Origin of the sequence: Pseudomonas sp. fls2-241-R2A-110, from assembly GCF_030209165.1 — a bacterium.
Classification (GTDB): domain Bacteria; phylum Pseudomonadota; class Gammaproteobacteria; order Pseudomonadales; family Pseudomonadaceae; genus Aquipseudomonas.
Window position 1 is genome coordinate 1 of record NZ_JARVSN010000010.1, and the last position, 13,337, is coordinate 13,337.

General features: G+C 57.7%; 14 protein-coding genes. 11 read left to right on the forward strand and 3 right to left on the reverse strand.

What is annotated here, in order from left to right:
* Nucleotides 1-151: 151 nt before the first annotated feature.
* Together QRN31_RS08165 and QRN31_RS08170 are read right to left on the reverse strand one after the other, a co-directional pair.
* A complete protein-coding gene (locus tag QRN31_RS08165; RefSeq protein ID WP_285431337.1) occupies nt 152-1,372 on the reverse strand; it encodes a CaiB/BaiF CoA transferase family protein in 1,221 nt (406 codons plus the stop codon).
* Nucleotides 1,373-1,385: 13 nt separating this feature from the next.
* Nucleotides 1,386-2,567, reverse strand: coding sequence for an acyl-CoA dehydrogenase (locus QRN31_RS08170; RefSeq protein ID WP_090177263.1), 1,182 nt, complete (start codon nt 2,565-2,567; stop codon nt 1,386-1,388).
* Nucleotides 2,568-2,725: 158 nt separating this feature from the next.
* Here QRN31_RS08170 and QRN31_RS08175 point away from each other — a divergent pair, with 158 nt between their 5' ends.
* The 11 genes from QRN31_RS08175 to QRN31_RS08225 all read left to right on the forward strand — a co-directional run bounded on the left by QRN31_RS08175 (nt 2,726) and on the right by QRN31_RS08225 (nt 12,824).
* Entirely contained in the window at nt 2,726-3,625 is a 900-nt protein-coding gene (locus QRN31_RS08175; protein WP_285431341.1) for a LysR family transcriptional regulator, read from the forward strand.
* Between the two features lie 434 nt (nt 3,626-4,059).
* Nucleotides 4,060-5,181 (forward strand): Re/Si-specific NAD(P)(+) transhydrogenase subunit alpha, encoded by a 1,122-nt coding sequence (locus tag QRN31_RS08180; protein ID WP_285431343.1) that lies wholly within the window; start codon nt 4,060-4,062, stop codon nt 5,179-5,181.
* 15 nt (nt 5,182-5,196) lie between these two features.
* Nucleotides 5,197-5,520 (forward strand): NAD(P) transhydrogenase subunit alpha part 2, encoded by a 324-nt coding sequence (locus tag QRN31_RS08185; RefSeq protein WP_003187010.1) that lies wholly within the window; start codon nt 5,197-5,199, stop codon nt 5,518-5,520.
* Nucleotides 5,520-6,956 (forward strand): NAD(P)(+) transhydrogenase (Re/Si-specific) subunit beta, encoded by a 1,437-nt coding sequence (locus QRN31_RS08190; protein ID WP_208670635.1) that lies wholly within the window; start codon nt 5,520-5,522, stop codon nt 6,954-6,956. The genes QRN31_RS08185 and QRN31_RS08190 overlap by 1 nt, the downstream gene beginning before the upstream one ends.
* 180 nt (nt 6,957-7,136) lie before the next feature.
* On the forward strand, nt 7,137-8,630 hold the full coding sequence (gene scpC, locus QRN31_RS08195; protein ID WP_285431346.1) for a succinyl-CoA:acetate CoA-transferase ScpC: 1,494 nt from the start codon (nt 7,137-7,139) through the stop codon (nt 8,628-8,630).
* A 319-nt stretch (nt 8,631-8,949) separates the two neighbouring features.
* Nucleotides 8,950-9,165 carry a DUF1127 domain-containing protein gene (locus QRN31_RS08200; RefSeq protein ID WP_090177277.1) on the forward strand — a complete coding sequence of 72 codons (216 nt, stop codon included), beginning with the start codon at nt 8,950-8,952 and terminating at the stop codon, nt 9,163-9,165.
* Nucleotides 9,166-9,423: 258 nt separating this feature from the next.
* The gene (locus tag QRN31_RS08205) at nt 9,424-9,633 is read left to right on the forward strand and encodes a DUF1127 domain-containing protein (RefSeq protein WP_285431756.1); all 210 of its coding nucleotides are present in this window, start codon (nt 9,424-9,426) and stop codon (nt 9,631-9,633) included.
* Nucleotides 9,634-9,777: 144 nt separating this feature from the next.
* A complete protein-coding gene (locus QRN31_RS08210; protein WP_285431348.1) occupies nt 9,778-10,095 on the forward strand; it encodes a DUF2388 domain-containing protein in 318 nt (105 codons plus the stop codon).
* A 105-nt stretch (nt 10,096-10,200) separates the two neighbouring features.
* Nucleotides 10,201-10,518, forward strand: a complete 318-nt coding sequence (locus tag QRN31_RS08215) for a DUF2388 domain-containing protein (protein ID WP_285431349.1) — start codon at nt 10,201-10,203, stop codon at nt 10,516-10,518.
* Between the two features lie 27 nt (nt 10,519-10,545).
* The gene (locus QRN31_RS08220) at nt 10,546-10,866 is read left to right on the forward strand and encodes a DUF2388 domain-containing protein (protein ID WP_285431350.1); all 321 of its coding nucleotides are present in this window, start codon (nt 10,546-10,548) and stop codon (nt 10,864-10,866) included.
* A 32-nt stretch (nt 10,867-10,898) separates the two neighbouring features.
* Nucleotides 10,899-12,824 carry a DUF7844 domain-containing protein gene (locus QRN31_RS08225; RefSeq protein WP_414922712.1) on the forward strand — a complete coding sequence of 642 codons (1,926 nt, stop codon included), beginning with the start codon at nt 10,899-10,901 and terminating at the stop codon, nt 12,822-12,824.
* Nucleotides 12,825-12,879: 55 nt separating this feature from the next.
* Here QRN31_RS08225 and QRN31_RS08230 read toward each other — a convergent pair whose 3' ends face one another.
* Nucleotides 12,880-13,335 (reverse strand): anti-virulence regulator CigR family protein, encoded by a 456-nt coding sequence (locus QRN31_RS08230; RefSeq protein ID WP_285431353.1) that lies wholly within the window; start codon nt 13,333-13,335, stop codon nt 12,880-12,882.
* Between the last annotated feature and the right edge of the window lie 2 nt (nt 13,336-13,337).

The window sequence follows — 13,337 nt, forward strand, 5'->3', positions numbered from 1 at the left end:
GCGCCGGAAGTGGGGCGAATTATAGACTTCCAGAATCTGCCGTCAACACCTATTTATGCTTTTCTATCAATAACTTGTAGAAGGCCTGGAAACAGGTCGATTTCCCTCTATATAGAAGCGCAAATTCACGCCTTCTATATAGAAGGCATCTTTAGAGCACTCCGGCGTCCCTGAAAGCCGCGACCGCATCAGCGTCCAGACCCAACACCCGCTGCAAAACCTCCAACGTGTGCTCGCCCAACAAAGGAGGCGCATTACGATACTCGACTGGCGTCTCAGACAGTCGAATCGGGCTCGCGACCTGCGGCACCATACCAGCCAGCACGTGTGGCAATTCAATTGCCAGCCCGCGCGCCTTGACCTGAGGATCGGCAAACATCTGAGCCAGGTCATTAATAGGGCCGCACGGCACACCAGCCTGCTCTAATTGCAGCACCCACTCCGCGGTGGTCTTGAAGACCGTCGCCTGGCGGATAAGCGGGATCAACACCGCACGATTGGCCACCCGCAGCTTATTAGTCGCAAAGCGCGGATCGTCCGCCCACTGCGGCTGACCAGCCACCTCGGCAAATTTTCGGAACTGCCCGTCATTACCCACGGTGAGGATGAAGTCGCCATCCGCTGTAGGAAAGTCCTGGTAAGGCACGATATTCGGATGCGCATTACCCAGGCGCTTGGGAGCATTGCCTGTCGTCAGGTAATTCATCGCCTGGTTAGCCAGACAAGCCACCTGAACATCCAGCAACGCCATATCAATATGCTGTCCGCCACCAACATGCTCTCGATGAGCCAGCGCGGCAAGGATCGCCACAGTGGAATAGAGCCCGGTCAGTATGTCCGTCAGCGCCACACCGACTTTCACCGGCCCTGCGCCCTCCTCACCCTCCGGTCGCCCCGTCAAGCTCATCAGCCCGCCCAAGCCCTGGATCATGAAGTCATAACCCGCACGCTTGGCATAAGGCCCGGTCTGTCCAAACCCGGTGATCGAGCAATAGATCAGGTTCGGATTGATGGACTTGAGCGTCTCATAGTCCAACCCATAAGCCGCCAGACCACCAACCTTGAAGTTCTCGATCAGGATGTCGGACTTGGCCGCCAACTCACGCACCAGCTTTTGACCCTCTGGCCGCGTGAAGTCGATAGTCACCGATTGCTTGTTGCGATTGGCCGACAAGTAGTAGGCGGCCTCGCTGGTATTCTCGCCATAGGCGTCTTTCAGGAAGGGAGGGCCCCAGGCGCGCGTGTCGTCTCCATTGCCCGGGCGCTCGACCTTGATCACTTCGGCGCCAAGGTCTGCAAGGATCTGCCCGGCCCAAGGCCCGGCGAGCACCCGCGATAAATCCAGTACCCGTAGATGCGAAAGCGCGCCCATGGCCGTTCTCCTATTAATAGAACGCCTGGATGCCGGTCTGCGCGCGACCGAGGATCAGCGCATGGACGTCGTGAGTACCTTCGTAGGTGTTCACCACTTCCAGGTTCACCAGATGGCGAGCGACACCGAACTCATCGGAGATGCCGTTGCCGCCCAGCATGTCACGCGCCATGCGCGCGATGTCCAGCGACTTGCCGCAGGAGTTGCGCTTCATCATCGAGGTGATCTCGACTGCCGCAGTGCCTTCATCTTTCATACGACCCAGGCGCAGGCAACCTTGCAGTGCCAGGGTAATTTCGGTCTGCATGTCGGCCAGCTTTTTCTGGATCAATTGTGTGGCGGCCAACGGGCGACCGAACTGTTGACGATCCAGGGTGTATTGGCGAGCGGTATGCCAGCAGAACTCGGCAGCGCCCAGTGCGCCCCAGGAAATGCCGTAGCGTGCCGAGTTGAGGCAGGTGAAAGGGCCTTTCAGTCCACGCACGTCCGGGAAAATGTTCTCTTCAGGGACAAACACGTTGTCCATCACGATCTCGCCGGTAATCGACGCACGCAAACCCACCTTGCCGTGGATTGCTGGCGCGCTCAGGCCTTTCCAGCCCTTCTCCAGAACGAAACCACGGATGTCGCCGGCATCGTCCTTGCCCCAGACCACGAACACATCAGCGATCGGGCTGTTGGTGATCCACATCTTGCTGCCCGTCAGGCTGTAGCCTCCTTCCACTTTGCGCGCACGAGTAATCATCGCGCCAGGGTCGGAACCGTGGTTCGGTTCTGTCAGACCAAAGCAGCCAATCCATTCACCGGTAGCCAGTTTCGGCAGGTACTTTTGCTTCTGGGCTTCAGTACCGAATTCGTTGATCGGCACCATGACCAGCGAGGACTGCACACTCATCATCGAGCGATAGCCGGAGTCGACACGCTCGACTTCACGGGCAATCAGACCGTAGCTGACATAGTTCAGGCCGCTGCCGCCGTACTGCTCCGGAATGGTCGCACCCAGCAGACCCACTTCTCCCATCTCGCGGAAGATCGCAGGATCGGTCTTCTCATGACGGAAAGCTTCAAGAACGCGCGGCGCCAGCTTCTGCTGAGCGAATTGCTCGGCGGTGTCGCGAATCATGCGTTCTTCTTCGGTGAGCTGTTGATCCAGCAGCAGGGGATCGATCCAGTTGAAGCTAGCTTTACCGCCCATGAGTGAGTCCTCTCGAATCGGGTCAAATTGCGTGGGACTGATCCTAGGCCGGGTTCAGCGTTACAGCAAACGAGGATTTTGCATACTGTTGTGCTAATTTCTCACTCCGTAACATCGTAAAGTGGCTTTTATGCGATGCATTAGTGAGGTAGAAGTACATGCGCCGGAAAATCCCTAGCACGACTGCGCTGATCAGCTTTGAAGCGGCCGCGCGCCACGAGAGCTTTACCAAGGCGGCGCAGGAGCTTTCGCTCACCCAGGGTGCAATTTGCCGACAGATCGCCAGCCTGGAGGAGTTCCTCAGCGTCGAACTCTTCCGGCGCTCGCGGCGGGGAGTCAAGCTGACCGAGGCCGGACTTTCCTACAGCCGCCGCGTCGCCACCCAGCTCGACGCTGTCGAGCGCGACACGCTCTCAGTGATGGGGCAACAGGGCGCCAATGTGATCGAGTTGGCCGTAGTGCCGACCTTTGGTACTCAATGGCTGCTGCCACGGCTGAAGGACTTCCAGCACAAACACCCGGAAGTGACCGTCAACCTCACCAACCGCACACGGCCCTTCCTGTTTGCCGACACTGATTTCGATGCCGCGATCTATTTCGGCGATGCGGATTGGTCGGGTACCGAATCCCACAGGCTGATGGGTGAAAATCCGATGCCAGTGTGCAGTCCCACGTTACTAGGCGATAAGACCTCCCTGTCAGCCGATGAAATTGCCGACATGCCCCTGCTTCAGCAAACCACTCGCCCCTATGCCTGGCGTCAGTGGTTCAACTCACAGAATCTTAATGTGCCGCGAGACATGACAGGACCGCGCTACGAGCTATTCTCCATGCTTGCCCAAGCGGCGATGCACGATATGGGGATAGCCTTGATTCCGCCCTTTCTGATTCAACGCGAATTGGCCGAGAAGCGCTTGGTGATTGCCAACCCCCAGGCACTGTCGAGCATCAAGGCCTATTACTTGATGATTCCGGAGCGAAAGGTCGAATCGGCATCATTACGCGCTTTTCGTGATTGGCTGGTGAACCAGGCGCAGAGCTACAGCCTAGAAGGATAAAGGGTTAGCGCTGTTTACTGACCGCGTAGTCAGGAATAACAAAACCCTACAGATATAAGTATTTGTCGCATATTCGTAGACTGTACCGAAATCAGTACAAACGTCCCACAAGCGCCTAGCCACGTGGCCTTGAGCCTCCATTGATGAGCAATGACCTCTCATTCACGGTGCCGATGCGTAAATTCTTTAAATTTCGCCGCAATCCTTGCAAGGCACGGCCTACAAGGGATTGAGGCGGTTGGTTGCGACATTCGGTCACGGGGTGACTTGTAGTTAATTTTCCGTCACCCGTCATAATCCCTTGAAGGGCACAAAGTTCGCCTGCAAAATGCCGCGCCCCGCCCTGATTTGGCGGGATCGTGCTGATCGGCCGCCCCAGCCGCACCATCCGTAGTGCCTGGGTTTACTCAATAAGATCACGCAGGAGATTTGACGTGCACATTGGTGTTCCTCTCGAAACCCAGACGGGTGAAACGCGGGTTGCTGCAACCCCGGAAACCATCAAGAAGCTGATCGGCCAGGGTCATAAGGTCACTGTACAAAGCGGCGCCGGCATTAAAGCCAGTGTTGTCGACAGTGCTTATGAAGCGGCAGGCGCGACCATTGGCAGCGCCAACGATGCGTTTGGTGCCGAGCTGATCCTCAAGGTAGTCGCCCCCAGCGACAGCGAGCTGACGCTGATTAAAAGCGGCACCGTTGTGGTGGGGATGCTCAACCCGTTTAGCAATGAAACCATTGCCAAGCTGGCCGAGTGCGGCATTACCGCGTTCGCGCTGGAAGCCGCGCCTCGCACCTCCCGCGCCCAAAGCCTTGATGTGCTGTCCTCCCAAGCGAACATCGCCGGTTATAAAGCCGTGTTGCTGGCCGCTCATCACTACCCTCGCTTCATGCCGATGCTGATGACTGCTGCGGGCACCGTGAAAGCGGCACGCGTGCTGATTCTCGGTGCGGGTGTAGCCGGTTTGCAGGCGATCGCCACGGCGAAACGCCTGGGTGCAGTGATCGAAGCGTCCGACGTGCGCCCTGCTGTGAAAGAGCAGATCGAATCTCTCGGCGCCAAGTTCGTCGACGTCCCTTACGAAACCGATGAAGAGCGCGAATGCGCCGTCGGTGTCGGCGGTTACGCGCGACCAATGCCTGCCAGCTGGATGCAGCGTCAGGCCCTGGCTGTGCACGAACGCGCCAAGCAGGCCGACATCGTCATCACCACCGCACTCATCCCGGGCCGCAAGGCTCCGACACTGTTGAGCGCCGAAACCGTGGCTCAGATGAAGCCTGGCTCCGTGGTCATTGACCTCGCGGCAGCCCAGGGCGGCAACTGCCCGCTGACCGTGGCTGACCAGGTCGTCGTCGAGAATGGCGTGACCATTTGCGGCCCGACCAACCTGGCCGGCGCGGTTGCAGCAGACGCTTCGGCCCTGTACGCCCGCAACTTGCTGGACTTCCTGAAGCTGGTCTTCAACAAGGAAGGTCAGTTCGAAGTGAACCTAGAAGACGACATCGTCGCCGCGTGCCTGATGTGCCGCGACGGCCAAGTCATCCGCAAAAACGCCTAAGCAGGGATTCAGACGATGGAAGAGCTTATCTCCCCCGGTATCTACAACCTGATCATCTTTGTGCTGGCGATTTATGTCGGTTACCACGTGGTCTGGAACGTAACGCCTGCGCTGCACACGCCCCTGATGGCAGTCACCAACGCCATCTCGGCGATTGTCATTGTCGGTGCCATGCTGGCCGCCGCACTGACTGTGACGCCACTGGGCAAGACCATGGGCACCCTGGCGGTCGCTCTGGCTGCAGTGAACGTGTTTGGTGGCTTCCTGGTCACCCGCAGAATGCTTGAGATGTTCAAGAAAAAAGCCCCGAAAGCCGTAAAAGAAGAGGCGCCCAAGTAATGAGCATGAACCTTGTCACGACGCTCTACTTGATCGCGTCGATCTGCTTCATCCAGGCCCTCAAAGGCCTGTCGCACCCGACCACGTCGCGGCGCGGCAACGTATACGGCATGCTCGGCATGGCACTGGCGATCCTCACCACGGTCGGCCTCATCTATAAGCTGGGCGCTGAGCTGGCCACCGCCGGTATCGGTTATGTGATCGTCGGCCTGTTGGTCGGTGGCACTGCCGGTTCGATCATGGCCAAGCGCGTAGAAATGACCAAGATGCCGGAACTGGTCGCCTTCATGCACAGCATGATCGGTATGGCTGCGGTGTTCATTGCCATTGCCGCTGTCGTCGAGCCGCAATCGCTGGGCATCGTCAAACAGCTGGGTGACTCGATTCCTGCCGGTAACCGCCTGGAGTTGTTCCTCGGTGCCGCCATCGGTGCAATCACCTTCTCCGGCTCGGTGATCGCGTTCGGCAAGCTGTCCGGCAAGTACAAGTTCCGTCTGTTCCAGGGCGCACCAGTACAGTTCGGTGGCCAACACAAGCTGAACCTGCTGCTGGGCCTGGCGACACTGGGCCTCGGCGTGACCTTCATGCTGACTGGCAACCTCAGCGCCTTCGCTTTGATGCTGGCCTTGGCCTTTGTCCTGGGCGTGCTGATCATCATCCCGATCGGCGGCGCAGACATGCCGGTTGTGGTGTCGATGCTCAACAGTTACTCGGGCTGGGCGGCGGCAGGTATCGGCTTCTCGCTGAACAACTCGATGCTGATCATCGCAGGCTCGCTGGTGGGTTCGTCCGGTGCGATCCTCTCGTACATCATGTGCAAGGCGATGAACCGTTCGTTCTTCAACGTACTGCTCGGCGGTTTCGGCAACACCGCGGATGCGGCTGGTCCAGCTGGCTCGAAAGAAGCCCGTCCGGTGAAATCCGGTTCGGCTGACGATGCGACGTTCCTGCTGACCAACGCCGACACCGTGATCATCGTTCCGGGCTACGGCCTGGCGGTAGCGCGGGCACAGCACGCGCTGAAAGAGCTGACCGAGAAGCTGACCCATCGCGGCGTGACCGTGAAGTATGCGATCCACCCGGTTGCCGGTCGCATGCCTGGCCACATGAACGTGTTGCTGGCGGAGGCAGAAGTGCCTTACGACCAGGTATTCGAGATGGAAGACATCAACTCCGAGTTCGGTCAGGCCGACGTGGTGCTGGTGCTCGGCGCCAACGACGTGGTCAACCCAGCCGCCAAGAACGATCCGAAATCGCCGATTGCCGGCATGCCGATTCTCGAGGCGTTCAAGGCCAAGACCATCATCGTCAACAAGCGCTCGATGGCCAGCGGCTATGCCGGTCTGGACAACGAACTGTTCTACCTCGACAAAACCATGATGGTCTTCGGCGACGCCAAGAAAGTCATCGAAGACATGGTTAAAGCAGTCGAGTAAAAACTGCTCCAATGCAATACCAAAAACCCCGGCCTTTAGTAGGCTGGGGTTTTTTTATTCCTCATGAAACCCGACCAAAGGCTCTAAATCAGGGCTCTGCATTCGACCATGGTAGCGGGAGGAATTTTTCTGAAATCACTAGACTGAACACCTTGCTTCCGTTACCCGAGATAACAATCCATGTACCGTGATCGTATTCGCTTGCCTTCGTTGTTGGATAAGGTGATGAGCGCCGCTGACGCTGCCGCTCTGATTGAGGACGGCATGACCGTCGGCATGAGTGGTTTCACGCGTGCCGGCGAAGCCAAGGCCGTACCTCACGCATTGGCCGAACGCGCCAAAATCACTCCACTGAAAATCACGTTGATGACCGGCGCCAGCCTGGGCAACGACCTCGATAAACAGCTCACTGAAGCCGGCGTACTGTCGCGACGCATGCCATTCCAGGTCGACAGCACGCTGCGCAAGGCTATTAATGCCGGCGAAGTGATGTTCATTGACCAGCATCTCTCGGAAACGGTGGAATCGCTGCGCAACCAGCAGCTCAAACTGCCGGACATTGCGGTGATTGAAGCCGTGGCGATCACTGAGCAGGGGCATATCGTGCCGACCACGTCCGTGGGCAACTCAGCCAGCTTCGCGATTTTCGCCAAACACGTGATCGTTGAGATCAACCTGGCGCACAACCCGAATCTGGAAGGCCTGCACGACATCTATATCCCGACCTATCGCCCGACGCGTACGCCGATCCCGCTGGTGAAGGTCGATGATCGTATTGGCAGCACCGCGATACCGATCCCGCCAGAAAAAATCGTTGCGATTGTGATAACCAATCAGTCCGACTCACCGTCCACTGTCCTGCCACCGGATGTCGATACCCAGGCTATTGCCGACCATTTGATCGGCTTCTTCAAGCAGGAAGTAGCCGCAGGGCGCATGACCAACAAGCTCGGCCCCTTGCAGGCCGGCATCGGCACCATTGCCAACTCGGTAATGTGCGGCCTTATCGATTCGCCGTTCGAAGACCTGACCATGTACTCCGAAGTGCTGCAGGATTCGACCTTTGACCTGATCGATGCGGGCAAACTGAGTTTTGCTTCGGGCAGCTCGATTACCTTGTCCAGCCGGCGTAACGCCGATGTGTTCGGCAATCTCGAACGCTATAAGGACAAGCTGGTTTTGCGACCGCAGGAAATCTCAAACCACCCGGAAGTGGTGCGCCGGCTGGGCATCATCGGCATCAACACGGCGCTGGAGTTCGACCTGTACGGCAACGTCAACTCTACCCACGTCTGCGGCACGCGGATGATGAATGGCATCGGTGGTTCCGGGGACTTCGCGCGCAACGCGCACCTGGCGATCTTCGTCACCAAGTCCATCGCCAAGGGTGGCGCGATCTCCAGCGTGGTGCCTATGGTCAGCCATGTCGATCACACGGAACATGACGTTGACATCCTTGTGACCGAGATCGGCCTGGCGGACTTGCGGGGCCTGGCGCCACGTGAGCGCGCCCGGGTCATCATCGACAACTGTGTGCACCCGGATTATCGCCAGGCACTGGATGACTACTTTACGGCTGCTTGCGCAGTGGGTGGACATACACCGCATATCCTGCGCGATGCCCTGAGCTGGCACATCAACCTGGAAGAAACCGGGCGAATGCTGGCTGACTGATTCAGGAAAAATACAGCTGACACAAACACAGTTGTGTCAGCTGCCCTTCGCCTTCTTCGATTCCGTTTAAAACTGTACTTCTGTACCGGTCATTTCCTACAGTATCGACCTACCAAATCGTGTGAAATGAGCATTTATGCTCTTTATTGGTGCAGACAGGTACAGTTGCCTCAATTTAGACCAGTACACCCCCTATTAACAGTTAACTGGTCCCTCACAATACAGGTGAACTGTATCTACAGGGACTGGCCAAACGAGAGGATCATTGGCATCAGTTAAACCACTACCTAATCCCGCCATAAGCGGAAGGATGTCAACCATGGAACGTACACTCAGTTCCGAACTGTTCTTCGAAGACACTGCTGCAAAATCCCAGGCTTCCATGCCTCTGCGCGTTATTGCCAACCTGATGTTGTGGCAGCGCCGCATCTCCAGCCGCCATCAACTGGCTCGTCTGGATTCGCGTCTGCTGGCTGATGCCGGGATTAGCGAAGCACAACGCTACGAAGAGCTGAGCAAGCCGTTCTGGCGCTAAATTAGCGTCGCTGGCCCTGACCCACCGGGTCCACTGCCAGCATCCAAATTGAAAAAACAGAGCCCGTCGTGGGAAACCACGACGGGCTTTGTCGTTTTCGGCATTGGGCGGCGGCTATACAGAAGGGATAACGGAGAATAGGTACAGTTTAAGTATTTTATATATTGAACCAGTACAATTTCACCGCGGTGTATCTGTTACTCCATTACCAGCGGCATCAACATGAGCGTCCTGACTCAACAATTAAAGGACTGCGTCATGGATGACTTACTGAATGTTTGCGCCCCTCCCCTTCAAGCCAAGCTGCGATTCGGAAGGCTTAAACGATTGCTGACGGCGTTCGCTGATAGCCTTGAGCGCGCTCGAACCCGGCGTTTGTTGGGCCAAATGAATGAACATCAACTCTCGGACTTGGGCATTAGCCACGCCGATCGCCTGAGGGAAATGGACAAACCGTTCTGGCGTTGACGCTCTGCGCTGAAAGACAGGACTATTCGAAGCGATAAAAGCAGGCTTAATATCCAATCCGAACGTGGCGAGCGCTGAATGACAAGCGTCCGATACAACAGCTGCTTCATCACCTCACATTCGGTTTTCCAAAGGAGTTACACCATGTCCCGTCTTCGTCTGCTCAGCGCTGCAGCCCTGCTTGCCGTGGCTGCAAATTCCCACGCAACCAGCTTTATCGTGACCACAGATGCAGTGGTCGGCGCGCTGAAGTCCAGCTCCGATGCAACCTCCGATGTCACTTCTTCCTTTCGCGATGACAAGATTGTCCGCGCCGCCCGTGACGACGCCGCTAGCTACGTGGCCAGCGAAGGCGCCATTCGTGGTGTGAAACTGGAAAGCGCGTTCGACCACATTCGCCGCCAGGTCCCTCAACTAAACGCAACCGATGCACAACTGGCCCAGGCTATTCTGACCATCTAAGCGCTCCGTGCCATGGGATACGCCTGTCGTGTCCCAATGTTTCGACGCTGGCTCTACGCCGGGCGTTGAGCTAGCCTTGGGACTCGCTTTCGGCAATCGAGTCTCATGCGTTTTACTCCAAAGCTTGTTTTCATTTCGGTCATTCTCTCGGCTTTTTGGTCGGGCTCAACGCTTGCCTACGACGCCTTCAACCTGTCCACGCAAGGCATAGTCGCCACGGGTTACGCGACAAGCATGGTGACCGCTGCCCCCTTCGACCGTAAGCTGCTACTGGCTGCGCACGATGACGCTGCTGCGTTCATTGCCAGTGACGGCCAACTACGCGGAGCGCGACTGGAGTCGGCGCTGATTTACCTGCGCCAAACCCAACCAAAACTTCATGCAAGCGACCTTGAACTGGCGCAGGCAATTCTCGTCCAATAGTTATCCTTGTTCTTGCGGAGCTGTTCCATGCGCAACCCCCTGATTGCCGCCACTCTTGGCCTGCTGCTGTTGGCCGACATAGCCCATGCGCAAACCTTGGTTGCCACCAGTAACATCCTCATCAATGCCACGCGGCGCACGCTCGATTTCACGTCTGACACCACGACGTCCATCCGCGACTCCAAGATCGTCCGTGAAGCCCACGACGATGCAGCCAGCTTCGTTGCCAGCAACGGCGACATACGCGGCGCTCACCTGGAAGCGGCCCTCAATACCTTGCGCATCCGCGTACCGGAAGCCCGCGACGCCAGTGATCAGGTACTCGCCGAAGCCATCCTCGCGCTGTGAAGTTGCCCGGCGCCTGGCTCCTGGCCGGGGTAATGTTGCTGCTTTGCAACACGGCTCAGGCGAGCTTGCAATTACGGCTCAAGACAGAAGGCCTTAGCCCTGAACAACAGCAGGCCAGCCAAACATTGCTTGATGAAGCCATGCAGGCCTTGCCGCCACGCTTCATTGAGCAACTGGACCGGCGCATTGATGTCGGCTGGACCGATGACATGCCAAGCAATGCTTTCGGTCAGGCGTCGCTGGTCTCTGAGCTCGATCTGAACCGCAACTTGCTCGCCAGCCTCACCGATGGCAGTGCCGCGACAAAGAAAACCTATCGCCCCCACGGCACTGTCCGCCGCGAAATGCTCGCCACGGTGCTGCATGAGCTCACCCACATTTACGATCGCTCACGCCTGTGGCCAGACGCGGAGCGCAAGCTGATCCAGCGTTGTACCCGACGTAATGACAGTTCGGGCCTGATTGGCCTGCCCGATGAATGCCGAGGCCAGTCCGCACGGCGCTTTACCTTTAGCGATGACCCTCGTCTGCTGGATCTGGCCGGATGGCCGCAATACGTCGGTCGCCGTGGCGAGCGCGAACAGCACAACCGACAAATTGCCCGCAGCCCGGACATCTACGAGACGAGCAGCCCCAAGGAGTTCGTCGCGGTCAATATGGAGTATTTCCTCCTCGACCCGAGCTATGCCTGCCGGCGTCCCGCGCTGTATCGCTACTACAAGGAACATTTCGGTTGGGCGCCCGCCGCCAAAGACACTTGCGCCAAATCCTTCGCCTTCCTCAACGCCGGCAACGACTTCGCCAAACAACCGCTGGGGCAGGTCGATCCGGAACGGGTGTATGCCGTCGACTATCTGTTGGCCGAAGCCAACCAGAATTGGGTCAGCCGCTGGGGCCACAGCATGTTGCGCCTGGTGATCTGCGCGCCAGGGAGGCCAAGGGGACCGGACTGTCGTCTGGATCTGGACCAGCATCTGGTGTTGTCCTACCGGGCCTTTGTCGGTGACGTGCAACTCTCAAGTTGGGATGGACTAGTCGGCAAATACCCGTCGCGTCTGTTCGTCCTGCCGCTGTCCCAAGTAATCGATGAGTACACCAAAACCGAGCTGCGCAGCCTTGCGTCGGTGCCCCTGAACCTGTCACGTCGCGAGATCGAAGACGTGGTGGAGCACGCCGCCGAGATGCACTGGAGTTACGACGGCAATTATTTTTTCCTGTCCAACAACTGCGCGGTAGAAGGCCTGAAATTACTACGCAGCGGCACCAACAATGCGCAATTGGTCGGGCTCGACAGCATCATGCCCAACGGTTTGCTTGAAGTGCTCAAGGGCCGGGGGCTGGCTGATACCAGCGTACTGGATGATCCAAGAGAAGCCCTTCGCCTGGGCTATCGCTTTGACTCCTTCCGCGATCGCTACCAGGCGATGTTCGACGTGCTGAAAAAGCATTTGCCGATCAAGCAGGAAAAGGTCGAGGACTGGCTGGCGTTAAAAGCCGTCGAACGTCGGCAATGGTTCGAACAGGCTGATTTGCGAACCAGTGCGGCATTGCTGTTGCTGGAGCAGGCAAGCTTCCGTCAGCAGTTGGTGTTGGCCCAGGACGAAGTGAAACAGCGTTATCTGGGTGCAAGAGAGTTGAAGAACGGCGGAATGGACAAGGCCAATGCAACCTTGCAGCAGATTCTCGCCAATAGCGGCTTCCTCAGCCGTCCGGCAGAACTGCTGGGTACCGGCGGATATGGTTTGCCTCAGCCGAGTGAATGGCAGCGCCTGGAGTCGGAAAGCAGTCTGCGCCAGAAGCAGCTTCAGTTGCTCACTGGCGATCTGGACAAGGAAGTCCGGGCGCTGCTCGATCCGAGTCGTGCGGCTGAGATGGCCGCCAATGAAGCGAACCTGAAACAGATTGGCGAACATTTGCGCAAATTGCACAAAGCGGCTGGCGGATTGGAATTGCCATAAATAAAAAAGGCTTCGTGGATGATCCACGAAGCCTTTTTGTTACCTGCAGGTTAAATCAAAGCACGCCTTCCAGAATTTCATAGACGATCCCGGTGCCCACGGCGATCAATACAATGTCGCCGCCCGCACGGCGCCATTCGTAACCCGGGTAATACGGCAGTCGACCCAAGGCCCGGTTATCCAGGCGTTCGCCGTAATAGCCATGAGGCAACGGTCGGCCGCGAACCAGGTGAATACCTGGAGGTGGCGGCGCACCCCGTACGAAATAGCCGTGATTGTCATGAATGGTCTGACGCACCGGGCCGAAGTCTCGCGGTGGAGGGCCGCCGCGACGGTTGTCCTGCGGACCACGGTGATCATCACCATGATTGTCACCACGGTTATCGTAATGGCCCTGCTGCTGGCCGTCGCGGTCGTGATCGTCACGCTGATCGGCGCTCGCATGCAACAGAGGGGTGGCACTGAGCATCAGCACACCCAAGCTGGCAATCAGACGTTTCGGCATTTTCATCA